Genomic DNA, 23,668 nt, shown 5'->3' on the forward strand with positions numbered 1-23,668 from the left:
CCGACCCTCGGCGGGCGCGCTGTCACGACGTTGTGGCGAGCCTGAGCGGCGGCTGTGAGTGTGCGGCGCGCAGCCGGACGGTGAAGACCGTACGTCCGGGCACGCTGTCCACGGACACCTCGCCGCCGTGCGCGGTGACCACCGAGCGCACGATCGCCAGGCCGAGCCCCGTACTGCCGGACCGCGCGGCGGCGGCCGTCCGGGTACGGGAGGCGTCGCCGCGCGCGAACCGCTCGAAGACATGGCGTCGCAGGTCGGCGGGGATGCCGGGGCCGTCGTCCTGGACCTGGAGCAGGACGCCGGGCCCGTCGCGTACGACGCGGGCGGTGACCGTCGTACCGGCCGGGGTGTGGGTGCGGGCGTTGGCCAGCAGATTGGTCAGCACCTGGTGGAGGCGCTGCGCGTCGCCGTGCACGGTCGCCGGGTCGTCGGGCAGGTCGAGCCGCCAGACGTGGTCGCGGCCCGCCGCGCGGGCGTCGCTGACCGCGTCCACGACCAGCGGGGACAGGTCGGTCTCGGCGAAGCTGAGCGGGCGGCCCGCGTCCAGTCTGGCCAGCAGCAGCAGATCCTCGACGAGGGTCGTCATCCGTCCGGCCTCGGACTCGATCCGGCCGAGCGCGTGCCGGGTGTCGGGGCCGACGGGTTCCCTTCCCCGGCGGGTGAGTTCGGCGTAGCCGCGGATCGAGGCCAGTGGCGTCCGCAGCTCGTGGCTGGCGTCCGCGACGAACTGCCTGACCCGTGTCTCGCTCTCCTGCCGCGCGTGCAGGGCCGAACCCACGTGCCCCAGCATGCGGTTGAGCGCCGCGCCGACCTGGCCGACCTCGGTCCGCGGGTCGGTGTCGGAGTCGGGAACGCGTTCGTGCAGCGCCACCTCGCCGCTGTGCAGCGGGAGTTCGGACACGCGGGTGGCGGTCGCGGCGACCCGGCGCAGTGGTTGCAGGGCGATCCGCATCAGCGCCGCGCCCGCGAGGCCCGCCGCGACGAGACCGGCGGCGGCGACCGAGAACTCCACCCAGATCAGGGTGTTGAGGGTGTCCTCGATCCCGCTGGTGGACAGGCCGACCAGTACGGTGCTGCCGTCCGAGGACTGCTGCGCCGACGCGACGCGGTACGTGCCGAGGCCGGGGACGCTGAGGGTGTGGGCCTTGCCGTCCCTCGGTACGGAGGCGAAGGCGGCGGTCTGCCGCGCGGTGAGCGGGTCCGCTTCGAGCAGGCCGCCGCCGGACGGTGTCGCGCTGACCGCGGCCCGCGTGACCGTGCCGTTCGCGCCGACGATCGCCCCGACGGTCTCGCCGGGCTGGCCGCCGCCCGCCAGGAATCCGAACGGCCGCTCGGTGAGCGGACTCTGCGGAAGCCGTGCCGCCCGGTTGGCCTCCGGGCCGTCCCCGGGGCCGCCGTGCGGCCCCGCCGCCCGTACCGCCACGTCCTGCACCTTGCCGTCGAGCTGCCCGTACAGGAAGTCGTGCAGCGCGAATATGGTGACCGCGCCGATGACCGCGCACACGACGGCGACGAGCGCGACGCAGGACGCGACGAGCCTGCGGCGCAGGGACCAGGGGCGGGACCAGGGGCGCTTGCGGGTACGGGAGTTGGGCTTCGGGTCGGCGCGCGGCGCGGGGGGCGGGGAGGCGTGGGGAGTAGGGGGCGGGGAGGCGTGGGGCATCGTCTCGGCTTCCGGGGTCGTCAGGCGGCGGGCTCGCCGGGCTTGATCAGGTAGCCCGCGCCGCGCCGGGTGTGGATCATCGGGGCGCGGCCGGCGTCGAGCTTGCGGCGCAGGTAACTGATGTACAGCTCCACGACGTTGGCCTGACCGCCGAAGTCGTACGACCACACGCGGTCGAGGATCTGCGCCTTGCTCAGCACCCGGCGCGGATTGCGCATCAGGTACCGCAGCAGCTCGAACTCGGTCGCGGTGAGGTGGACGTTGTCGCCGCCGCGGCTGACCTCGTGGCTGTCCTCGTTCAGTACGAGGTCGCCGACGACCAGCAGCGACTCGTTGCGTACGGCGGCGGCGCCCGAGCGGCGCAGCAGGCCGCGGAGCCTGGCCACCACCTCCTCCAGGCTGAACGGCTTGGTGACGTAGTCGTCGCCGCCCGCGGTGAGCCCGGCGATCCGGTCCTCGACCGCGTCCTTCGCGGTCAGGAACAGCACGGGGACGTCCGGGGTGTCGCGGCGCAGCTTCGCCAGCACCTCCAGGCCGTCCATGTCCGGCAGCATCACGTCGAGCACGACCGCGTCGGGCCGGGTCTCGCGGGCCGCCCGCAGCGCGCCCGCGCCGTCGGCCTCGGTGCGTACCTGCCAGCCCTCGTAGCGCAGCGCCATCGACAGCAGGTCGGCGAGCGGCGCCTCGTCGTCGACGACGAGGACGCGTACCGGCGAGCCGTCGGGGCGCGCGAGGTCGGTGGCGGTGGCGGTGGTGGCCGCGTGCGCGGTCGCGGGGGCTGCGGTGGCGGTGCTCATCGATGTGGAAGGCATGGTGTTCACCCTGTGCGCGCGCTATGAGAGGAGCCTTGGCCGATTCTGTGAATCGTCTGAGAATCGCGGTGAGGGTTGTTTGCGGCGGTGCGCACGGCGGTGCGTACGCAGTTGCGCACGGCGGGCCGTACGGCGGTGTGTACGGAGTTGCGCACGGCGGTGTGTACGGCGGCGGGTGCCGCGCGGGACCGGGTGCCGACTCCGGCGCGGAGAACGATCAAGGGGTGAACGGTCAAGGGGTGAACGGTCGGAGGCGGACGGTTCGGCGGTCGTTCTGGGCATCTTCCTGGGCACTTTTCGTCATCGGCGGCCGATATGCGATGCGCGGGCCGAAAGGTTGGTGCGGGCGGCGTACGTTCGGCCCATGGGAGGTGGCATGGCGGGCGGCGGGGGTGGCCGCGGTGACCCCGTGGGCGCGGAGCGCGACCGGTCGGTCGCGGCAGGCGGCCATGACGGGAGCGGGGCCGGGTGTACGTCGGTGGCCGAGGCGATACCGCGGGCGGTCGCGGTCGACCGTATGGGCCCCGGTGACCACGCCTGCCTCGGAATCCACGGCGACGACGACCGGTGGGCGGTGCGCGCCGCCTTCACCGTCGCGGGCCTCGCCCTCGGTGAGCGCGTCATGATCTTCACCGGCGGGGGCACCGCCGGTCCTGACGCCCTCGCCCATCTCTCCGCGCACGGCGTCCCCGCCGAACGCTGCGCGCGCACCGGGCAGTTGGCGCTCTCCTCCGAAGCCCCCGGCTACGACCCCGCGTCCGGCGCCTTCGACCCGGCGGCCCGTACGGCCTTCTGGGCGGCGGGCACCAGCACCGCGCGGCGGCGCGGCTTCACCGGCATGCGGGTGGTCGGCGACATGACGTGGGCCGCCGCCGCGCACTCCGGCCTCCCCGAGTCCGAACTCTCCTCCTACGAAGCGGAGTTGACGCCCTTCTCGGCCAGGACCGGCTTCACCGCGATCTGCGAGTACGACCACGGCGCCGTCCCGGCGCCCCTGCTCTCACGTATCGCCGCCCTGCACCCGCTCGCCGTCCTGCCCTCCCTCGACACCCTCCACGCCGACCGCACCGGCTCCTGCCTCCGCCTCACCGGCACCGCCGACCTCGCCACCCGCCTCCACTTCGACCTCACCCTCCGCGCCGCCTTCACCAGCGACCCCCCGCCCGCCCTCCTCGACCTCACCCCCCTCTCCTTCCTCGACGCCCACTGCGCCGGCACCACCCTCCGCCTCCCCCGGGGCACGACGGTGCGCTGCACCCCGTCGCAACACCGCATGCTCCGCGTCTGCGGCGCGGCCGAGGCAGAAGGGGTCACCTTCCAGGTGGAGGATCCTCCGGCGCGGGGTCGGTGAAGAGCGCCGGGTCGAAGGGCTGGGTGCCCTCGTCCGGGGTCCAGAGGGCGGCGAGGGGCATCAGGTCGGTGATGCGGGCGCTCCGGACGCCGTCCGGGGTGGGCAGGAGGACGCGGATGGACGGGTGGTAGTCGAAGAGGATCTGGCGGTCGCGGCCGCACGGGCCGACGGGGCCGCGGCCGAGGTTCCCGACGGCCACGATGGTGGTCAACTGCCGCGCCCCGCAGGCTCGGGCGTGGCCCAGGGCGACGAGTTCGGCGCAGGGCCCGCCGGTGAAGTGGTAGAGGTTGATGCCGCCGTGCATGCGTCCGTCCGCGTCACGGACGGCGGCGCCCATGGTGTGGACGCCGCCGTCGCCGTCGGTGTTCTCGTCGACGACGGCGCGGGCGTACGCGATGAGTTCGTGGTCGGCGGGGGTCAGTTCCCGACTGGGGATCGTCAGCACGGGCCGGATGCTACGGACCCGGGCGGGCGGGGCGCGAGGGCTTTACGGGTGGTGCGCGGCGCGCCGGAGCCGGGCGCCGAGGCGGTGGGCGATCGTCCGGGCGGCGTCCGGGGCGAGGCCGGGGAGGCAGGAGAGGCGGGTCAACGAGGCCACGAGGGCGCCGGGTTCGACTCCGCCACTGAGGATCACCTCGCCCGCCGCGACGGCCCGCGCCCGCGCCCGCGCCGTAACGGTTCGGGCAGGAAGCCGAGTTGGGCGTGGAAGCGGGTCCACAGGCGCTCGCGGCTCCAGCCGACCCCGGCGGCGAGGTGGTCGACACGGACGAGGCCGAGGCTGCGGCTGCGTCTGCGGCTGCGTCGCCGCCGCAGACCGCGGCTCAGCTCCTCCCGTTCACCACGGCGCGGTCCACGGAGCGGCGGGGGAGGCCGGAGGCGCCGGGGCCGCCGTGGCCACGGGAGACGCCACCGGGGCGGGAGCGGGCGGGCCGACCTTCGTGAGGTGGGCGTAGACGACGATGTTGGCGCTGTAGCTGGTGGCCCGGGAGTAGGTGCCGGCGCAGGTGATCAGGCGGAGTTCGGGGCGGGTGGCCTGCCGGTAGACCTTCTCGCTGGGGAAGTCGCTCTTCTCGTACTGCTCGACGGCGTCGACGGTGAAGACGGCGGTGCGGCCGTCCTGGCGCCGCACGGTGAGGGTGTTCTGCTTGTGGAGCTGGCCGATGCGGTAGAAGACGGCGGGGCCGCTGTGGGTGTCGAGGTGTCCGACGACGACCGCGGTGCCGGTGCTGCCGGGCGTGGGGCCGTTCCGGTACCAGCCGGCGAGGTTCTTGTCGTCCGGCGGCGGGGGTTGCAGGGTGTGGTCCTTGTCCGTGGTGAGACCGGTCATCGGCGCGTCGACGCCGATCTCGGGGATCGTGATGCGGGTGGGCGGCGACGGCGGCAGCGGGTCCACCGCGGGGGCCGGGACGGCCGGTGCGGCGGGGCCGGAGAAGGCGTCGGCGGCCGAGGGCCTGGGCGGGGTGAGTCCGGTGCCGGAGGCGCTGTCGACCACGAGGAAGCCGCCCACGGCCATGCCTGCCAGGAGCAGTGCGAGGCCCGCCTGGCGGCGGCGGTGGGCGGCGCGGGGGTGCTGCATGCGGGGCGGGCCTTTCTCGAAGTCTGCGTCCGTCCGCCTCGGGCCGGGGCCCAGCGATCAGCGCGTGGCGCCTGGCGCTTAGCGATTGGCGATTGGCGCTTAGCGCCTGATGCCTGGCGCTTAGCGCCTGGTGCCTGGTGCCTGGTGCCTGGTGCCTGGTGTCTGACGCCGAACGAGCTGCGGACGTATGACGCCCCCTGCGGTCGCGCGCTCCGCTTCGAGCGGGGCGCGCGGCCACAAGGGGCGGAGGTGGAACCGAGGTCAGCCCTCGACGGAACGGCGGCGCATCATCACGACACCACCGGCGGCCGCGACGGCGAGCACAGCCGCGCCCGCGGTCATCTCGGTGCCGCTGATCCCGCCCGCCAGGCCGCCGGAACCGGCGTGCACCGGACCGGTGACGCTCGCACACGCGTCCCGCTCGCCGACCTGCGCCTGCTCCAGGATCTCCTCGGCCGTGGCGATCTGCTTACGGATCTCCGGCGTCTTGTTCGGCAGCTTCTCCAGCCGGTCGAGCTCCTTCTGCGCTTCATGGGTCTTGACCTGGGCCTGCTCACAGATCTCCGAGTGGGGACCCGTCTCGGCGGACGCCATCGGGGCGGAGAGCGCCAGAGCGCCGCCGCTGAGGGCAATGCTGGAGATGGCGAGAGCGGCGAGAGCACGAGCGGAACGCATGGGACTCCTTCGCGAGGGCACGCCCTCGGACCCTGATGGCCCGAGAAGGGGGACGTACGTGCCCAACGAAGTCATAGATACGAATAATGTGACTTATTCACACACCTTCACACCATTTTTGCCCCGTTCAGACCACATCCCCCGGCGCGTCGCTCACCCCCCGCCGCCCCCGACTGTGCTTACCCCTCTTCACATCTGCCGGACCGTCACCTCACACCGCCACGCGAACGCCACGGCCGACACGAGTGGCGCCGCGTGAACGGCTATCTGCCCGACGAGGCCGCCGTGCTCGACAGGGCGTTCGCCACGTACCCGCGGATCGCCGACTACGTCGCAACCGTTGCTCGGCCGGACATGGTCGCCGTCGACCAGACCGTCGACCAGCACCGCATCCCCGGCTGCGACGGCGTGTGGCACCAGCAAGGGGTGTGCGAGGCGACCTTCGCCGACATCACCACGCCGGGCGCGACGCTCGTCGTCAACGTCAGTTCCGAGGAGGACCGGACCACGCACCTGGTGATCTGGGAGGGCAACGACGGCCGCGACCTGCTGCGGACCACCAACCGCGCCGACGCCGTCGCGTTCGCCAGCTGGCCCGGCCGCGAATCACTGGTCATTCGATCCGGAGGACGAAGTGAACGCAGCCCGATCCGCAGCCCGATCCGCCGCCCGCCGCGCCGCCCGCCGCTCGCGCCAGGGCAGCACCAGCCTGACGACAAGCACCGCCACCACCGGCACCGGCACGGTGACCCAGAGCGCGTGCCGCGACTGCGGCCAGGTGGCGTTGCCCCACAGCATCGGCACCAGCGCCCCCGCGGCCAGCACCACCCCGGTGACCAACGCCCACTTGATCGCGCTCAGCGGCGACCCGTCCCCCCGCTTTTCCATGGCTGCCACCGTAGCGGGCCTTTCCGACCCGTCTCGGAGCACCCCATGAGCGTCCGGTACGGAGCGGGTGGTGATGTTCGCCGCCGCCGAGGTGGCGCTGTTCTCCATGGCGCTGATGGCCCGGCAAAACCTGGGCGCCCTCGGGGTGCCGGGTACGCCAGGGGTACTGGTGTGGGTGGTGACCGGGGGGGAGCTGCGGGAGCGGCTGCTGTCCCGGTTCGGCCTGGCCCAGCGGGGGCGGGACGCGGCGCAGATCACCCGTGACCGGTAGACGCGGATTGCCACCCGCAGGGCCGCGCAGCGTCGATCCGCGTACTCAAGGACCGCTACGGCGTCGGCCAGCTCCGAGCCACCCGAAACCAGAGCGACCTGCAAGCGAGGATGTCGTGAGCCTCGATCCGAAGCACCATCAATACGCCAACCCGGTGCCCAGCTTCGAGATCCGCCCGCTGCCCGCCCGGTGCCCGGAAACCTCCGTGTCGGCGTGGGCGGGCCACTCGGATCTGTCGTTCACGAAGCGGACTTACGTGCACCCTGACCCTCAGTCACTGCGGGCCGGTTCGGAGAAGCTTGCCGAGCTGTTGCGCTGACGCAAGATCATTCGGCGATTGTGAGAAATTATGACAGAAGCCCCGCACCCCCGAAGGGGCACAGGGCCTCTGACCTGCTGTGCACTCGGCAGGATTCGAACCTGCAACCTTCTGATCCGTAGTCAGATGCTCTATCCGTTGAGCTACGAGTGCGAGCGCTTCGCGGGGTTTTGGGCCGGTCGGCGTTGCGGGAACAACATTACATGAGGTGTGGCGGGAGGTGAAATCCATAACCGGGAGGCGGGGTGACCTGCGGGAATGGGGTGGGGGCCGGGGGGTGGAACGGAAGGAGCCCCGCCGTCGGTGGAGGACGGGCGGGGCTCCGGGGTGGTGGCGGAGGCGGAGGGATTTGAACCCTCGATGGACGGTAAAGCCCAAACCGCATTAGCAGTGCGGCGCCATAGACCGGACTAGGCGACGCCTCCTGGTACGTGCCCGGGTGAGCGGGCGCGTGTGCAGATGATGACACAGCCGTGCGGGCCGCGACCAATCGCAGACTACGGTACAAGGCCGCCGGTGGGCAGGGCAAAGGGGTAGTGCGGGGACGCGCCCACGAAGGAGTGGGTTGCGGGGGCGGGCGGGCCCGCACGGGTAGGGAGGGGCGCATGCGAAACCCCCGAGCCACCGCACCCCGTACGACGCGGAACCGCGCCCCGAAGGGCGCCCGCGCACCCCAGGGCACCCGTACCGTCCTCGCGTTCCTCACCCTGGCCGCGCCCCTCGCCGCGCCCCTCGCGGCCGCCGACGGCGCCGCGGCGGTCGGCGTCCCGCGCCCCACCCCCGTCGAGCGGCTGATGGAGAGCCGCCTGACCGTGACGTACGCGGCGGCGCCCGACGCCCAGCCGCGGACGTACACCCTCGACTGCGGCCCCGCCGGGGCGAAGGAGGAGACCGACCCGGCGTGTGAGCATCTCGTGGAGATCGGGGGACCGGAGCGTGCGGTGCCCGCGGGGCAGATGTGCTCGATGATCTACGGGGGACCGCAGACGGCCCATGTGACGGGCGTGTGGCGGGGCCGGACGGTCGACGAGGAGTACAGCAGGACGAACGGCTGCGAGGTGTCGCGCTGGCAGCGGATGGTGCCCGCGATCCCGGCCGCGAACGGCGCGAACGGCCTGAACGGCGCGAATACCGCGAGCGACGCGGTGAACAGCGCCGACGCGAGCGCCGGAGGTACGCGGACGGACACGACCGTACGTTCGTGACGTACGCCACACCCGCGCGCCCCCGGCCGAACGCGGCGCCCGAACACCCCGCTCCCAAGGGGCACATGGACATCCGGGGCCGCGCGAGGGGGCCCGACCCGTACACTCGGTCTAGTGACATGTCCCGGGGGTGGCGGCAAGATGGGCCGCCCGTGACAAGCCGCCCGCCCGTGAGAGCTGGCAGCACAAGAGCGGAAACGAAAGCGCAAGCAAGAGCGGACATCAGCGCGGGAAAACGGCGGCGCAGGACAGTGCGGCACGTGCGGTAACAGGGAGGACGCGTCTCGTGAGCAGCAGGCCATCCAGAGGCGCTGCTCGCCTCGCCTCGATACTCGATGCCCTGCCCGACGCGCTGCTGCTGGTCGACGTCAACGGCACGGTGGTCAACGCCAACGCGATAGCGATCGAGACGTTCGAGTCGCCGGGTACGGCGCTGGTGGGGCGGGGCCTGCTCGACCTGCTGCCCTCCTTCGACTCCAAGCGGATTCCCGGCTCGATGCGCAGCCCGCGCGAGGCCGCGGAGGACACCCGCACGAAGCCCACCCGGATGGTGGCGCGGCGGACCGACGGCACGGAGTTCCCGGTCGAGGTCACCAGCGCCAATCTGGAGGACCCGCGCACCCCGTACGCCGACTTCGGTGAGCCCCAGCCGCCCCACTACACCGGCGACGAGCTGCTGATGCTGGTGGTCCGCGACCTCACCGGCACGCTCGACACCGAGGCCGAACTGGCCCGCCAGCAGCGCCAGACGGAGATGATCCTGCGCGCGGCGGCCGAGGGCGTGGTCGGTGTGGACACCGCGGGCAAGGTCGTCCTCGTCAACCCGTCGGCCGCGCAGATCCTCGGCCACCGGGCGACCGACCTGGGCGGCAAGGAGCTGCACCCGCTGGTGCACCACTCGCGCAGGGACGGTTCTCCGCTGCCGTACGAGGAGACCCCGCTCGCCGACACGCTGCGCTCCGGGCGCAAGCACCGCGTCCGCGGCCAGGTGCTGTGGCGCAAGGACGGCCGCGCGGTGCCGGTGGACCTGACGACGGCGCCGGTACGGGACGGCGACCAGCTCGTCGGCGCGGTGATGACGTTCACCGACCGTACGGCGTACGACGCGCTCGCCGCCCGCGCACTGCAACTCGGCGCGCTGCTCGACACCTCGCTGCGCGGGCCGCTGGCCGAACTGCGCGGCGAGCTGACGGGCCTGGCCGCCGACCCGGCCGGGCAGCTCTGGCCCGAGGCCAACCAGATCCTGCACCACCTGTCCGCCGGCTACTCCCGCATCACCACCCTCATCGACAACGTGCTGGCCTTCCAGCGGCTCGACCGCGGCGAGGACAAGCTGCGGCGCGAGACGGTCGGGCTCGACAAGGTGGTGGCCGCGGCCGTGGAGGGCGCGGTCGAGCTGATCGGGCCGGGGCGCGCGCAGTACGCGGTGCACGCGCCGCCGATCGAGGCGTCCCTGGACGCCGAGCGGATGGCGCAGGCCCTCGCCCACCTCGTCGCCGACGTCGCGGGCGTCGACTCGGCGGGCAACGCCATCGCGTACGCCGGCGACTCGACGATCGTGGTCGCGGCGGCCCAGCGCGGCGACGTCATAAGGATCGACGTCCGCGGCCCGCACGCGGGCGGCGACCCCGTCCATCTCCCGCTCGCCCGCGGCATCGTGGAACGCCACGGCGGCGTGCTCCAGACCCACGAGGTGCCCGGCGGCAGCGCGTACGTCCTGGAGGTCCCGGTCGGCCGCGCCCGTCAGAAGAACGGTTCGGCCGCCGCTTCCGACGCCTCGGGTACGGGTACGGAATCGGCCACGGGTGGCCGTACGGACGGCGGTACGGAATCAGGTACGGATACGGGCTCGGGTACGGGCTCGGGCGACGCGTCGGAGCAGCCGCGTGAGTCCGAGACCACCGTGATGCCCTTGCCGACCGAGCCGATGCGCGGGACCACCGGGCAGGGGTCGAACGCGGCGCCGGGCGCGGGCAATGGCACCGGGCCGGACTCCGGGAGCGGCGTACGGCGGGCACCGCACCAGCGGCAGGCGCCGCAGGACAGCGGGGCGGCGGTCGCGCCCTGGTCGATCCCGGCCGCGCCCGACCAGGACTCCGCCCCGACCGGGCGCCGCCGCGCGCTGCGTCGGCCCGGCGACGAGTCGGACGGCGGGAGCGCGGGCGGCAACGGCGGCGCGGGGCGCGAGATCGCGCCCGCCGACGGGGCGCAGCCCACCGGCCGCAGGGCGCGGCGGGCCAGGACCGACGACCAGGAGCAGGAACGAGGCGGGGGCGCGGCGGGTCAACCCGCCCTCCCGCAGGGGCAGTCCGCGCTTCCGCAGGGGCAGTTCGCGCTTCCGCAGGCGCAGGCGGGGCTTCCGCAGAGCCAGCTTCCGCAGGCCCAGGCGGGGCTACCGCAGAGCCCGCTCCCCCAGACCCACCTTCCGCAGCCGCAGATTCCGCAGGCCCAGGTCCCGCACGCCCTGCCGCCTGTTCAGCCGCCTGTTCTGCCGAGCCCCGGCCAGGACCCGCGCGGGCTTTCCGCTCCCGAGGCGGGCACCGGCCGTCGCGCGCGCCGCGCCATCGAGACCGCCGCGCCGGACAGCGGCGCCGCCGTCGTACCGCAGCAGCAGGGCCACGCGCCCGAGCCGCCGCGGCAGCCGCAGCCGCAGACCTGGCCGAGCCCCGGCCAGAGCGCGGGTCAGGCGGCGGACGAGGAGCCGGAAGGCCCCGTACCGCCGCGGTCGTGGCCCGCGCCGTCGCAGCAGCCCCCGCAGCCGCAGCCGACCGCGTGGCCCGCGGCGCCGCAGAATCCGCAGCCGTCGACCTCGCTGCCGTCGCAGCAGCAGGCGCCGTCCTCGCAGCCGCCGTCGCCCGGCCAGGGTCAGCCGCCGCAGGCTCCGGCCGCGTCGGCGGCCGGACCGGGTACGGCGGGACCGTCCCCGCAGCGCGGCGGCCCGGCGCCGCAGCAGGACCCGTCGCAGAGCAGCCACGGCCGTGCCATAAGCGTGCGTACGCTCGGGCAGGGCATGCCGTTCGGGCAGCAGGCGGGCGATCCGCAGACCCAGACGCAGGCGGTGCAGGCCCAGTCGGGGCTGCCCGCGCAGGTGACGGCGAGCGGTTCCGGCCGCCGCCGCAGGCTGAACCCGCCGCAGCAGCCGCAGCCCGTACAACCGGGTCAGCCCGAGCAGAACGGCCAGCCCGAGCAGAACGGCCGGCCCGAGCAACAGCAGCAACAGCAACAGCAACAGCACGGTCCCGGCGGCGAGACGCAGGCCCGTCAGCACCCGCAGGCCGACCCGGACAGCGGTCAACTCCCCATCCGCCGCCCCGAACCCCAGCCGCAGCGCGGCGCGGGCCGGTCCGCGATCCCCGGCCAGGCCCCGGCGCCGGACGACGACGACCGCGAGACGGCGCTGCTGCGGCCGGTCCCGGCGGCCGATCCCGTTCCGAAGTCCCAGCCGCCGGTGCCGCGTGAGGCGGGCGGCCGGGCGTACGCCATAGGCGCGCCCGCGGAGGGCGCCGCCGAGGGTCCCGAACCGCTGGACGGCCCCAATGGCGCGGTCGACGTCACCGACATCGCCGACGACCGCATGGAGGAGTCCTTCGACGAGCCGCGCCGCCTGCTGGTGTGGCCCGAGCCGGACACCTCCACCCGCCAGGCCCTGACCGACCGCGGCTACCGGCCGGTGATCGTGCGCTCCCGCGAGGAGGTCGACGCGCAGATCGCCGAGCCGCCCGCCGCGCTCTTCGTGGACCCGCTCACCGGGCCCATCACGCGTACGGCCCTCCAGTCGCTACGGCAGGCCGCCGCGGCGGCCGACGTGCCCGTCCTGGTCACGGCCGGTCTCGGGCAGGCCACCCGCGAGGCCGCGTACGGCGCCGACCCGGCCGTACTCCTCAAGGCGCTCGCCCCGCGCGACAGCGAGCAGCACCCCCCGCGGGTTCTGCTCGTCGAGAGCCACGAGCCGATCGCCCAGGCGTTCGCCGCCACGCTCGAACGGCGCGGCATGCAGGTCTCGCACGCCGATTCCGAGACCGACGCCATGTCCAAGGCCGCCCAGATGCATCCCAACCTGGTCGTCATGGACCTCATGCTCATCCGGCGCCGCCGCCAGGGCATCGTCGACTGGCTGCGCGGCAACGCCCGCCTCAACAACACCCCCCTGGTCGTCTACACCTCCGCCGACATCGACCCCGCCGAGCTCCCCCGCCTCGCCTCCGGCGAGACCGTCCTCTTCCTCGCCGAGCGCTCCACCAGCCCGGACGTCCAGGCCCGCATCGTCGACTTGCTCGCCAAAATCGGAGCCTGACCCCTCCGGGGAGGTCCCCCGTCTTTGGGGGCGCGGCCCCAGCGCGGTTCCCTCCCCCGGGCGGCGAGCCGATCCTTCAAGGGGCGCGGGACCGTGTCTAATCTGCGGCCGCCGCCGCCGCGCGCGGGCGGCGCGCTCAGCCACGGCGCTCCCGCACCTCACCACCCGCCCCAGCGGGGCAGATCGGCTGTTCCCGGACCACCGGCCGGTGGTGGGTTGCCCGCGCAGTTCCCCGCGCCCCTGACGGGGCGCACCGTCTTTCGTCCGGGCGGTGGGCCGGTCTTTTCAGGGGCGCGGGACTGTGTTCAATCTGCGGCCGCCGCCGCGCGGGCGCGCTCAACCACGACGCGGGCGCACGTCACCACCCGCCCCAACGGGGCAATCCCGTCGCCCCCGGACCACCCGCCGGTGGTGGGTTGCCCGCGCAGTTCCCCGCGCCCCTGACGGGGCGCACCGTCTTTCGTCCGGGGGGCCAGGCACGGGCATTTAGGGGCGCGAGGAACTGCGCGCTCAACCACAACGAGCGCGCACGTCACCACCCGCCCCAGCGGGGCAGCCCGGTGGCGGCTGGCCGCGCCCCCAATGGGCCGCACCGTCTCTCGGCCGGGGGGCCAGGCACGGGCATTTAGGGGCGCGGGGAACTGCGCGCTCAACCACGACGAGCGCGCACGTCACCACCCGCCCCGGCAGGGCAGACGCGGCGTGGGTCAGGGAAGGTGTTCGGGAGGGCCGGGCCGGAGGCCAGGCCGGCGGATCATGGCGGTGATCTCGGCAGCGGCGACGGCGGCACGGCCGGGCCGCTTGAGGAGGCGTTCGGCGAAGGGCCAGCCGACCACGCCGAGGGAGATCTCCTCGGAACCGCCGAGGCCACGGTGACGGCCGGGGCCACCCGGGGCACCGGAACCCTCGTCCCAGCCGCCCGGGGCACCGGAACCCCCGTCCCAGCCGCCCGGGGCACCGGAACCCTCGGGGTCGGCCTCGACGCACGTGATGGTCAGGGCGCCGCCGCGACCGTAGCGGGCATGGCCGACCGCGTCCCAGGGGATGTGGCGGGCGCGGGAGGACAGCAGGCCGCGGACGCGCAGGCCGACGCTGTCCGCGGTGATCTGCCAGGTCATGAGGCACCAGCCGCCGTAGAACCAGGTGAGGGCCACGAAGGAGAACCAGAGCACGCGCGACCAGGGCCAGTCGCCGACGGCGGCGGACGTCACCGCTCCGGCTCCGGTCACGAGCATGACCGCACCGACGCAGCGCGCGACAGGCCCCGCGTGCCAGCGCACCGGCCCGGCGGCGGCCACCACGGTGCCGAGGGCCCGCTGGACGTCGGCCTCGACGGCCTGACGGTGTCCGGCCTCGCGTCGCCCGGCCGTCGAGCCCGCGTCGCCGTGGTCGACGGCCGGCCCGCCGCGTATCGGGGACAGGGACACCTCGACGGACGGCTTCGCGGCGGGGCCGCTCTCGGCGGACGTCAGGACGAGGGCGCCGTCCTCGCTGAGCGCGCCGTAGAGGATGACGTCGTGTACGCCGGAACGGGCGTGCGGAAACGGCTCGTAGTGCAGCACGGCCTCGCGCCCGAGGCCATCGGCGCCGTATATCTCGGTGAAACCGTCCGCCCTCGTCCGGGCGCGCGCCCGGAGGACCGGTACCGGGCCGCGCCGGAGGGCGAGCACGCGGCGGCGGGCGAGCTGCCCCGAGAGCGCCGAGGCGAGGCCGAGCCCTACGAGGGCCATGCCGCCGGCCTGGCGGAGGAAGTGGGACAGGTCGTCGGGGTACGGCTCGCCCGCCAGCCGTACCCAGTCGCCGTGGACCAGCACGGTCACGGTGCCGACGTCCCGGTAGTCGCCGTCCACGTCGAAACGGTGACGGGAGCCGTCCGGCATGCGCACCGTGAGCAGGTAATCGTCCGGGTTGTAGGCGACGACGGGAACGTCCCGGGCCACGGCCACCCGCGCGGTACGGTCATCGGACCGGTCCTGTACGACGACGGTCACGATCAGGGCGGCGCCCACCGCGCACATGAGCAGCCCGGCGACCCGCCGGAACAGGCCCCGCTGCCCCGGCTCGATGCCGTCCGGCATGGGAGCGGACGCGGTGACGCCCCCGGCGGCCTCCGCGATGAGGGCGCGCTGGCGGCGGCGGGCCCGCAGCCGTTGCGCCACGGCCAGCCAGCCCCAGCACAGCGCGGCGACGACCACCGCGGCCGCGACCTTCTCGCCGGCCCCGCCCTCCCACTGGCCGGGCCGGGCCAGGTAGAGCAGGAGCAGCGGGGCGGTCAGGACGGCCAGTTCCGGCAGGAAGAACAGGCACACGAGGTGGGGCAGGAAGAGCATCGTGCCGGTCTTGTCCACCCATTCCTCGCCGCAGGGCGCCTGCGGAGTGCAGGTGGGGTCGGGACTCATCAGGACCGCGGCGAACACGGCGACCAGCAGGACCACGGCGGGCAGCGTCGGCCGCAGCCACGCCGCCCTGGGCCCGGCCGCCCGCCACCCGCGGGCGTCGGCGGCGAGCCACGGGCGCGCGGCGCCCCCGACGTACGACGTGCCATCGGACCCGCCGCCGGACCCGCCGCCGTATACGTCGTCGGATGCGTCTTCGGGCACACCGCCGGACCCGCCGCCGCGCACACCGCCGGACCCGCCGTCAGGCACACCCTCGGACCCGCCGTCGCTGATCATCGGTGCGTCATGGGAGTACCCGTGTCCGTCCTGGCCGAGGGCGCGTCGAAAGCGGCGTCCGCCGAGCCGACCAGGCTCTTCCCGCCGCACCAGCAGATCGTTTTACCTGATCATTGCGCAACCGGGAAAGTTTGCGAAGCGGCACGGCCCGCCGTGGCGACAGGCGTACGAAGGACGGTCACTTCGTAGGAGCCGCCCGTCGCCAAGCGGTCGCACTCCGGGGGCTCACCACCCCCCCCGGCGGGACGCCGTCAGAGCTGCGTGACGTCCAACTCGCCCTCGGCGAACGCCTTGCGGATGACCTTCTTGTCGAATTTACCGACGCTCGTCTTCGGCACCGCCGGAACGATCGCCCAGCGCTCGGGGATCTGCCAGCGCGCGACGCGCCCGGCGAGGAAGTCGTGCAGGGCGGCGTAGTCGGCGGTGGCGCCCTCGCGCAGGACGACGGTGGCGAGCGGGCGCTCGCCCCAACGCTCGTCGGGGACGGCGACGACGGCGGCCTCGGCGACGTCCGGGTGGGCCATGAGGTGGTTCTCCAGGTCGACGGAGGAGATCCACTCACCACCGGACTTGATGACGTCCTTGGACCGGTCGGTGAGGGTGAGGAAACCGTCGTCCGAGATGACGCCGACGTCACCGGTGCGCAGCCACCCGTCGGGGCTGAACTTGTCCTCGGGCCGCACCGGTTCCTCACCGACGCCGCCGTAGTACGCGGCGGCGATCCAGGGCCCGCGCACCTCCAGCTCACCGGCGGACTCGCCGTCCCACGGCTGGACGGAGCCGTCCGGGCCGATGAGCCGGGCCTCGACGGAGGCGGGGAAGCGGCCCTGGGTGATCCGGTAGGCCCACTCCTCCTCGGGGGTGACCCCGGCGGGCGGCTGCGCGACCGTGCCGAGCGGCGACGTCTCCGTCATGCCCCACGCGTGGCACAGGCGTACGCCGAGCTGCTCGTCGAACGCCTTCATCAGGGCGGGCGGGCAGGCCGAGCCGCCGATGGTGACCTGCTTGAGCGAGGTGATGTCGCGCGGCTTGGCGGTCAGCTCGGCCAGCAGCCCCTGCCAGATGGTGGGGACGGCGGCGGCGTGCGTGGGGCGCTCGCTCTCGATCATCTCGGCCAGCGGGCCGGGCTGGAGGAAACGGTCCGGCATCAGCAGGTTGATGCCGGACATGAAGGCGGCGTGCGGCAGCCCCCACGCGTTGACGTGGAACATCGGCACCACGGGCAGCGACGTGTCGTGCGAGCTGAGCCCCATCGACTCGGTGGAGTTGACCTGCATCGAGTGCAGGTAGATCGACCGGTGCGAGAAGACGACGCCCTTGGGGTCGCCGGTGGTGCCGGAGGTGTAGCACATGGCCGCGGCGCTGCGTTCGTCCAGCTCGGGCCAGGCGTACGTGGTCGGCCGCCCGTCCAGCAGCTCCTCGTAGTCGTGCACGGAGGGACGTACGCCGTCCAGCACCGAGCGGTCGCCGGGGCCGACCACGACGACGTGCTCGACCGAGTCGAGCCGCGGCAGCAGGGGCGCGAGCAGCGGGAGCAGCGAGCCGTTGACGAGGATCACGCGGTCGGCGGCGTGGTTGATGATCCAGGTGAGCTGCTCGACGGGCAGCCGGAGGTTCAGGGTGTGCAGGATCGAGCCCATGGCGGGGATCGCGAAGTACGCCTCAAGGTGCTCGGCGTTGTTCCACATGAGGGTCCCGACCCGGTCGCCCTCGGCGACCCCGAGCCCGTCACGCAGCGCGTTGGCGAGCCGGACGGCGCGCAGACCGACCTCGCGGAAGGAGCGGCGCTGCGGCTCACCCTCTCCGGTCCAGGTCGTTACCTGCGATTTTCCGTGGACCAGCGTCCCATGGACCAGGATGCGGGTGACGGTCAGCGGTACGTCCTGCATCGTGCTCAGCACAGGGGGCCTCCGGCGGCTACGCGAGGGTAATGTCCTCGCGATTCTGCGTGCATACCGATCGGTACGTCACTACCCCGCGCGGTATTGCCGCCGGTTCGTTCCGGGCGGCGCGGCGGTCGGGGGGACCGGGGCGCGGCCCGCCGGACGGCGTGGCACGTGTCGTGGGGATGTGTGCGGCGCCCGCCCCCGGGCCCGGGCAGGCCCTAGGCGACGCACAGCTCCAGCTCCGGATCGTCGCGCAGCTTGCCGAGGGCGCGCGAGACCGCGCTCTTCACCGTGCCGACCGAGACGCCCAGCGCCTCCGCCGTCTGCACCTCGCTCATGTCCTCGTAGTACCGCAGGACGACCATCGCCCGCTGGCGCGGCGGCAGCCGTGCGACCGCGCGCAGCAGCGCGTCCCGCTGGGCCTGCTGCTCGGTGATGTCGGGGGCGCCGGTCGCGGCGGGCTCCGGCACCTCGTCGGTGCTGAACTCGTCGACCTTGCGCTTGCGCCACTGCGAGGTGCGCGTGTTGACGAGCGTACGGCGGACGTATCCGTCGACGGCCCGGTGGTCGTCGATCCGGTCCCAGGCGAGATAGGTCTTGGTCAGGGCGGTCTGGAGCAGGTCCTCGGCGTCGGAAGGGTTGGGGGTCAGGGAGCGCGCGGTGCGCAGCAGCGTCGGGCCCTTGGTCCGGACGTAGGCCGTGAACTGCGTCGTATTGGCGCTGGTGCACACAGGCGTGGTCATGGCTTCACGTTAGGAGCCGACATGCCCGTGGCGGATCGGCCGCAGGTGCCGAAGCGGGATCACTCTCAGGTCGTAGGACGGGGGTTGTCCCCACCCCCCGAGGGGGGAGCCGGGGGTCGGGGTCCCGCAGGGGTTCCTCCGGAGAAGAGCGCGGTCCAGGGGGCGGACACGGTCCCTGGACCGGCCCGTGGCCGCCGTACGGGCGCTGCCCTGGTGGCCGTACAGGCGGTCCGCCGCTTTACGTGTGCGGGCTGCCGCCGTACGCGGGGGGCCGTCGCCGTACGCGTGCGGCCGTCGCCGCCACGGGCCGCGCCGGGGTCGGCCCTGACGTCCGCCCCGGGGCGGTCCCGGTGTCATCCCCGGGTCAGCCCCGTACGACCTCGGCGTCAGCCCGTGGTCGTACATCAGCGCGGTCCGAGCGTCCTGGAAGCTCGGACCGGCCTCGGACCGGTGCTCAGGAGTGGGCGCTCAGCAGGGGGCGCTCACGACTGGGGCGCTCAGGAGGTGGGCGCTCAGGAGCGGGCGCTCAGAGCTTGGCGACCGGCGCGTCGATCAGGTCGCGGTCGATCGACAGCTTGTGACCGCCGTGCGTCTCGGTGACGGCGCCCGTGTACTGGTGGATGCGGCTGTGCGAGGCCCAGGCGGAGGGGCGCAGGACCGGTTCGGCGGTGAGGGTGGGGGCGACGCCCCAGCGGGCGTACCAAATGGCGCCCGGGAGGTCGGACGTACCCGCCCTGCGGGCCTTCTCCATGTGCGCGATGCCGGAGTCGGCGCTGCTGTAGAAGCCGGGCACATAACCGCGCGCCCGCACCTGGCGGTCCCAGGCGCGTACGAAGGACAGCGTCGCGTTCGCGCAGCTCGCCTTCCTGAGGTCGTACGCCTCCATGTCGAGGTAGAGCGCGCTGCCGCGCTTCATGCCGAGCGCGCCCGCGGCCTTCGCCGCGTCCGCGCCCTCGCTCGTGCCCTGGGCCGTCGCCCGCTGGGGGTCGATGCGGAACGGGTTCTTGTTAGACCCTCTTACGCAGGGGCTCTGCGAACCGACGTAGATCGGCAGCAGGCTCCAGCCCGCCGCGGTGGTCTGCTGTACCCAGTTGTTCGTCAGATTGCGCTGCGTCTTGCAGGCGCGGGCCCGGCCGCCGAAGTAGATGCCGACGGCGCGGTACGGGGAGGAGGCGCGCCAGGCGCGCATCGTGGCGAGGTCGGGGGCCTGGCAGGTGTCGAAGCCGCGCCCCTTGAAGACGCGCGGGGCGACGGCGGCGTCCTCGGGGAAGGTGGCGGCGTCGTCGGACGCGTCGTCGGTGCCGGGGAATCCGGTCTCGTCGGGGGCCTGGGCACCGTCGGGGGCCTGGGCGCCGTCCGGAACCTGGCCGTCGTCCGAGGCTTGGCCGTCGTCCGAGGCTTGGCCGTCGTCCGACGCCTGGGCTTCGGCGGCCGCGGCTTGGGCTTCGGCGTCCGCGATCCAGCCGGCGGGGTCCGTCCTGTTGTCGACGGGGTCGATGTGCCCGTCGGCCGCCGCTGCCCCCGCGCTCGCGGGGCCCGCGCTGGCCGCCGGGACATCGCTGTCGGCGACGGCCGACACCGCGGGAAACAGCAGACCGGTCAGCGTCAGCGCGGCGGCGAGGACGTAACGAGTGCGGCGCGTACGGCGCACGCGGTGCGCGTAACGGATAAACCTACTTGTTTCGGTCATTTGCCGAGTCAACGTGGCGGGCGGCCCGCACGGGCGGAGACACGCCGCCGGGTCGGGCCGTACGGGCCCCGAACCGCTCGGGCGGCGGGCACTGCCGCCGCGTCGGCTCCGCCGGGCCTGGCGCCGGACCCGAGGTCGGGGCCGTCCCTCCCCCCTCCCGGACCTGCTGACCCGCTACCGCGCTCGGCTGCGCGTGCGCGCTTCCCGGCACTCGGATACGCCGACGACACGCGGGCCTGATACGCAAATTACCGTAGTACGTGGGTTATTTGCATGATGGCGTCGGATTGCTACGGTCACCCCGTCGCTATTTGCACCCACGCGAGCGGGGCCGCTTCGGCGTCGACCGCGTGGCCCAGTAGGGAGGACCTTCTCGTGCTCCGTGCTCGTATCGCCGCCGCGGGCGCCGCCGTGGCGCTGGCCGCCGCAGGGCTTGTCGCAGGCACCGCCCCGTCCGCTCAGGCGTCGACCCCGCCCACCCCGTACATGTGCCCCTACTTCCTCAACGACGGCGCGCACGGTCTGTACGTGTGGACGTACGGGCAGGGCTGGCTGGTGTGCAGCTACAGCCCGCACGCCGAGCTGTCCTGTCGGTACAACGCGTTCAGCGGCGACGCCTGGTTCAACGCGCCGAATCCCGACTACTGCCCGACGCGCGCGATTCCGACGGCCTGACACGATTGCGGCGGCTGCCGACGGCCTGGGCCGGTCGGCCGCCGCCCTTCCCTCCGGGGGTCCGGGACCCCGATCCCACCGGGCCCCCGGACCGTCGGGCCTTCGGGCCTTCGGAACCCCGCGCCCCGCGCCCTGTGCCCCGCGCCCGCCTCAGGCCCCATGCCCCGCGCCCTGTGCCTGCCTCAGGCCCCGTCCGCCGACAGGATCAGGCCCGAGGTGGGGACGCCGGTGCCGGCTGTGACGAGGGTATGGCCGACGGAGGCGACCTGGTTGACACTGCTGCCGCGCACCTGGCGCACGGCTTCCGCGATGCCGTTCATGCCGTGCAGATACGCTTCACCGAGCTGGCCGCCGTGGGTGTTGACCGGGAGGCGGCCGTCGATCTCCAGGCCGCCGTCCGCGGCGAAGTCCGCCGCCTCGCCGGGCCCGCAGAAGCCGAACTCCTCCAACTGCATGAGCACGAACGGCGTGAAGTGGTCGTAGAGCACCGCCACGTCGACGGCGGCCGGACCGAGGCCGCTCGTGCGCCACAACTGCCGTGCCACCACGCCCATTTCGGGCAGCCGGGCGAGGTCGTCGACGTCCCGGTAATAGCTGGTCATCTGCTCCTGCGCGCGCCCCGCGCCCTGCGCGGCGGCCGTGACGACGGCGGGTGCGCGCCGCAGGTCGCGGGCGCGCTCCGCGGAGGTGACGACGATCGCCTGGCCGCCGTCGGTCTCCTGGCAGCAGTCGAGCAGCCGCAGCGGCTCGACGATCCAGCGCGAGGCGGCGTGGTCGGCGAGGGTGATCGGGCGGCCGTGGAAGTACGCGGCCGGGTTGTTCGCCGCGTGTCTGCGGTCGGCGACCGCGACATGGCCGAAAACCGATGGTTCCAGTCCGTAGACGGACAAATATCGGTTTGCCGACATTGCCACCCACGAGGCGGGGGTGAGCAGACCGGGGGGCAGGTTGACGCCGAGCGCTGCCCCTTCCGCCGACGGCTCGCGCCCGAGGACGCCCGAGCCGAAGCGGCGGCCGGAGCGTTCGTTGAAGGCCCGGTAGCAGACCACCACCTCCGCGATCCCGGTCGCCACCGCCATCGCGGCCTGCTGCACCGTCGCGCACGCCGCGCCGCCGCCGTAGTGCACGCGCGAGAAGAAGGACAGCTCGCCGATTCCGGCCGCCTGCGCCACCGTGATCTCGGGGCTGGTGTCCATCGTGAACGTCACCATGCCGTCGACGTCCCCGGGCGTAAGCCCCGCGTCGTCCAGCGCCGCCCGCACCGCCTCGACGGCCAGCTTCAACTCACTGCGCCCGGAGTCCTTCGAGAACTCCGTCGCCCCGATCCCGACGACAGCCGCCCGCCCGCCGAGCGCGTCCCGCCGCCGAACACTCATGACCCCTCCGGGAGTTGCGGGATCTCCACGGTGACCGTGCCGGTGACGTGCCGGCCGAGCGCGTTCACGCCCACCACCTCGACGGTCGCCGTCCGGTCCGCGAGCGCCGTGACCGTACCCGTCAACTCCATCGTGTCTCCGGGGTAGTTGGGCGCGCCGAGCCGGATGCGTACCGCCGTCGTCACCGCGTCCGGGCCGAAGTGCGCGGCCACGTAACCGCCGACCAGGCCGTTGGTGGTGAGGATGTTCATGAAGATGTCGGGAGAGCCTTTGGCGCGGGCGAGTTCGGGGTCGTGGTGCACGTCCTGGAAGTCGCGCGTGGCCAGCGCCCCGGCGACGACGAGGGTGCGGGTGACGTCGATACGGCGGGGCGGGAGGGTGTCGCCGACGGCGGTCATGCGGGGGCCTCCGCTTCAGGGGTGGTGACCGTACTGGAGGGTTCCGTGTCGGCGGGTTCCGTATCGGCAGGTCCCCTATCGGCGGGTTTCGTGTCGGCGGGTTCCGTGTCGGCGGGTTCCGTGTCGGCAGGTTCCGTGTCGGCAGGTCCCCTATCGGAGGGTTCCGTGTCGGCAGGTCCCGTATCGGCGGGTTCCGTGTCGACGGGGCGGAAGGCCGGCGCGGTGAGGTCGTCGTCCGCGTCCAGGAAGTCGAGCAGGACGGGCGCGCCGATCCGGACCTTGTCGTACGGGACGCCGATGACGTTCCCCAACAGCCTTACGCCCTCGGCCAGTTCGACGAGCGCGACCGCGTACGGCGGATCGAAGGCCGGGAACGGCGGGTGGTGCATCACCACGTACGAGAAGACGGTGCCGGTGCCGGAGGCGGGGACGGTGTCCCAGTCGGGGGAGCCGCAGGCGTTGCAGCCGGGGAGCCACGGCAGGCGCAGGGTGCCGCAGGCGGTGCAGCGCTGGATGAGGAGTCGGCGATCCTCGCGGATGGCCTGCCAGTAAGCGGCGTTGTCGCGGTTGACGACCGGGCGGGGGCGGGTCGCGGACTTCGTACGTGCGGGGGCGGGAGCCGGGTCCCGCGCCGAAGTTGCTTGCACGGGTGCGTACTTGAGGATGCGGAAGCGGTGGGTGCCCGCGAGGACGCCGTCGGCGCGGACCTCGGTGCGGGTGGTGACGAAGTAACCGGCCCCGAGCTTGGTGGACTTGCGCGGGGAGACGGATTCGACGACCGCGTCGAAGGTGACCCGCTGACCCGGCCGCAGCGGCGCCACGTACTCCTGCTCGCAGTCGGTCGCCACGACGGCCGCGTAACCGGCCTCGTCCAGCCGTCCGAGCAGGTCGTCGTAGCCGGGGGTGCGTCCTTCGTGGCCGGACAGCCCGCCCATCGTCCACACCTGGAGCATGGTGGCGGGCGCGGTGCCGTCGGGGGGCACGGGGTGGCCGAGGGCTTCGCACCAGTGGCGGATCATCGGGGCGTTGACGGGGTCCTTGCCGATGCCGCCCGTGGCGGCCGGGGTGCCTTCGTAGCGGCGCAACTCGGCATGGAGCGGGTCGCTTTCTGCCGTTCCGTCCGATCCGTCCATGGCGGCGCCGCCCTCCCTCGACAATCTGACTGTCCGTC

General features: G+C 73.6%; 17 protein-coding genes, 2 tRNA genes and 3 pseudogenes. 6 read left to right on the plus strand and 16 right to left on the minus strand.

Annotation, left to right across the window (positions count from 1 at the left end):
• Window positions 1-22 precede the first annotated feature (22 nt).
• The gene (locus ABZX65_RS09680) at window positions 23-1,663 is read right to left on the minus strand and encodes a HAMP domain-containing sensor histidine kinase (protein WP_355336543.1); all 1,641 of its coding nucleotides are present in this window, start codon (window positions 1,661-1,663) and stop codon (window positions 23-25) included.
• Window positions 1,664-1,683: 20 nt separating this feature from the next.
• Entirely contained in the window at window positions 1,684-2,460 is a 777-nt protein-coding gene (locus tag ABZX65_RS09685; RefSeq protein ID WP_355336754.1) for a response regulator transcription factor, read from the minus strand.
• 493 nt (window positions 2,461-2,953) lie between these two features.
• On the opposite strand from ABZX65_RS09685, the gene ABZX65_RS09690 reads away from it, so the two are divergent.
• Window positions 2,954-3,826: an MEDS domain-containing protein gene (locus tag ABZX65_RS09690; protein ID WP_355336544.1), complete on the plus strand. Its 873-nt coding sequence runs from the start codon at window positions 2,954-2,956 to the stop codon at window positions 3,824-3,826.
• Here the strand turns inward: ABZX65_RS09690 and ABZX65_RS09695 are convergent.
• The 5 genes and pseudogenes from ABZX65_RS09695 to ABZX65_RS09715 form a co-directional block, all read right to left on the minus strand.
• Window positions 3,786-4,271 carry a cytidine deaminase gene (locus ABZX65_RS09695; protein WP_355336545.1) on the minus strand — a complete coding sequence of 162 codons (486 nt, stop codon included), beginning with the start codon at window positions 4,269-4,271 and terminating at the stop codon, window positions 3,786-3,788. The genes ABZX65_RS09690 and ABZX65_RS09695 overlap by 41 nt on opposite strands.
• Before the next feature lie 233 nt (window positions 4,272-4,504).
• Window positions 4,505-4,606: pseudogene (locus ABZX65_RS09700) on the minus strand (AraC family transcriptional regulator); the annotation flags it as partial.
• Between the two features lie 55 nt (window positions 4,607-4,661).
• Window positions 4,662-5,402, minus strand: coding sequence for a class F sortase (locus tag ABZX65_RS09705; RefSeq protein WP_355336546.1), 741 nt, complete (start codon window positions 5,400-5,402; stop codon window positions 4,662-4,664).
• Between the two features lie 261 nt (window positions 5,403-5,663).
• Window positions 5,664-6,077, minus strand: coding sequence for a hypothetical protein (locus tag ABZX65_RS09710; RefSeq protein ID WP_355336547.1), 414 nt, complete (start codon window positions 6,075-6,077; stop codon window positions 5,664-5,666).
• 606 nt (window positions 6,078-6,683) lie between these two features.
• On the minus strand, window positions 6,684-6,965 hold the full coding sequence (locus ABZX65_RS09715) for a hypothetical protein (RefSeq protein ID WP_355336548.1): 282 nt from the start codon (window positions 6,963-6,965) through the stop codon (window positions 6,684-6,686).
• A gap of 61 nt (window positions 6,966-7,026) precedes the next feature.
• Between ABZX65_RS09715 and ABZX65_RS09720 the strand changes: the two are divergent.
• A pseudogene (locus ABZX65_RS09720) lies at window positions 7,027-7,233 on the plus strand (hypothetical protein); the annotation flags it as partial.
• A 118-nt stretch (window positions 7,234-7,351) separates the two neighbouring features.
• On the plus strand, window positions 7,352-7,555 hold the full coding sequence (locus ABZX65_RS09725; RefSeq protein ID WP_355336549.1) for a hypothetical protein: 204 nt from the start codon (window positions 7,352-7,354) through the stop codon (window positions 7,553-7,555).
• Window positions 7,556-7,635: 80 nt separating this feature from the next.
• Here the strand turns inward: ABZX65_RS09725 and ABZX65_RS09730 are convergent.
• Both ABZX65_RS09730 and ABZX65_RS09735 read right to left on the minus strand, forming a co-directional pair.
• Window positions 7,636-7,708 (minus strand) — tRNA-Arg (locus tag ABZX65_RS09730).
• A gap of 178 nt (window positions 7,709-7,886) precedes the next feature.
• A tRNA-Ser gene (locus ABZX65_RS09735) sits at window positions 7,887-7,980 on the minus strand.
• A gap of 180 nt (window positions 7,981-8,160) precedes the next feature.
• Here ABZX65_RS09735 and ABZX65_RS09740 point away from each other — a divergent pair.
• Together ABZX65_RS09740 and ABZX65_RS09745 are read left to right on the plus strand one after the other, a co-directional pair.
• Window positions 8,161-8,760, plus strand: coding sequence for an SSI family serine proteinase inhibitor (locus ABZX65_RS09740; RefSeq protein WP_355336550.1), 600 nt, complete (start codon window positions 8,161-8,163; stop codon window positions 8,758-8,760).
• A gap of 286 nt (window positions 8,761-9,046) precedes the next feature.
• Window positions 9,047-13,054 carry a PAS domain-containing protein gene (locus ABZX65_RS09745; protein ID WP_355336551.1) on the plus strand — a complete coding sequence of 1,336 codons (4,008 nt, stop codon included), beginning with the start codon at window positions 9,047-9,049 and terminating at the stop codon, window positions 13,052-13,054.
• A 707-nt stretch (window positions 13,055-13,761) separates the two neighbouring features.
• Here the strand turns inward: ABZX65_RS09745 and ABZX65_RS09750 are convergent.
• From ABZX65_RS09750 to ABZX65_RS09765, 4 genes are all read right to left on the minus strand, one after another.
• The gene (locus tag ABZX65_RS09750; protein WP_355336552.1) at window positions 13,762-15,654 is read right to left on the minus strand and encodes a hypothetical protein; all 1,893 of its coding nucleotides are present in this window, start codon (window positions 15,652-15,654) and stop codon (window positions 13,762-13,764) included.
• A gap of 326 nt (window positions 15,655-15,980) precedes the next feature.
• Window positions 15,981-17,630: a long-chain fatty acid--CoA ligase gene (locus ABZX65_RS09755; protein ID WP_355336553.1), complete on the minus strand. Its 1,650-nt coding sequence runs from the start codon at window positions 17,628-17,630 to the stop codon at window positions 15,981-15,983.
• A 203-nt stretch (window positions 17,631-17,833) separates the two neighbouring features.
• Window positions 17,834-18,358 carry a SigE family RNA polymerase sigma factor gene (locus ABZX65_RS09760; RefSeq protein ID WP_355336554.1) on the minus strand — a complete coding sequence of 175 codons (525 nt, stop codon included), beginning with the start codon at window positions 18,356-18,358 and terminating at the stop codon, window positions 17,834-17,836.
• 526 nt (window positions 18,359-18,884) lie between these two features.
• Window positions 18,885-20,048: a DUF1906 domain-containing protein gene (locus ABZX65_RS09765; protein WP_355336555.1), complete on the minus strand. Its 1,164-nt coding sequence runs from the start codon at window positions 20,046-20,048 to the stop codon at window positions 18,885-18,887.
• Between the two features lie 375 nt (window positions 20,049-20,423).
• Here ABZX65_RS09765 and ABZX65_RS09770 point away from each other — a divergent pair, with 375 nt between their 5' ends.
• On the plus strand, window positions 20,424-20,723 hold the full coding sequence (locus tag ABZX65_RS09770) for a hypothetical protein (protein ID WP_355336556.1): 300 nt from the start codon (window positions 20,424-20,426) through the stop codon (window positions 20,721-20,723).
• A 182-nt stretch (window positions 20,724-20,905) separates the two neighbouring features.
• On the opposite strand, the gene ABZX65_RS09775 is transcribed toward ABZX65_RS09770, so the two are convergent.
• The 3 genes and pseudogenes from ABZX65_RS09775 to ABZX65_RS09785 all read right to left on the minus strand — a co-directional run.
• Window positions 20,906-22,099, minus strand: a complete 1,194-nt coding sequence (locus ABZX65_RS09775) for a lipid-transfer protein (RefSeq protein ID WP_355336557.1) — start codon at window positions 22,097-22,099, stop codon at window positions 20,906-20,908.
• A complete protein-coding gene (locus tag ABZX65_RS09780) occupies window positions 22,096-22,497 on the minus strand; it encodes a MaoC/PaaZ C-terminal domain-containing protein (RefSeq protein ID WP_355336558.1) in 402 nt (133 codons plus the stop codon). The genes ABZX65_RS09775 and ABZX65_RS09780 overlap by 4 nt, the downstream gene beginning before the upstream one ends.
• Before the next feature lie 206 nt (window positions 22,498-22,703).
• Window positions 22,704-23,630 (minus strand): annotated as a pseudogene (locus tag ABZX65_RS09785) (OB-fold domain-containing protein); the annotation flags it as partial.
• Window positions 23,631-23,668: the final 38 nt, after the last annotated feature.

The organism is Streptomyces sp. NPDC003300, from assembly GCF_040610915.1.
Classification (GTDB): domain Bacteria; phylum Actinomycetota; class Actinomycetes; order Streptomycetales; family Streptomycetaceae; genus Actinacidiphila.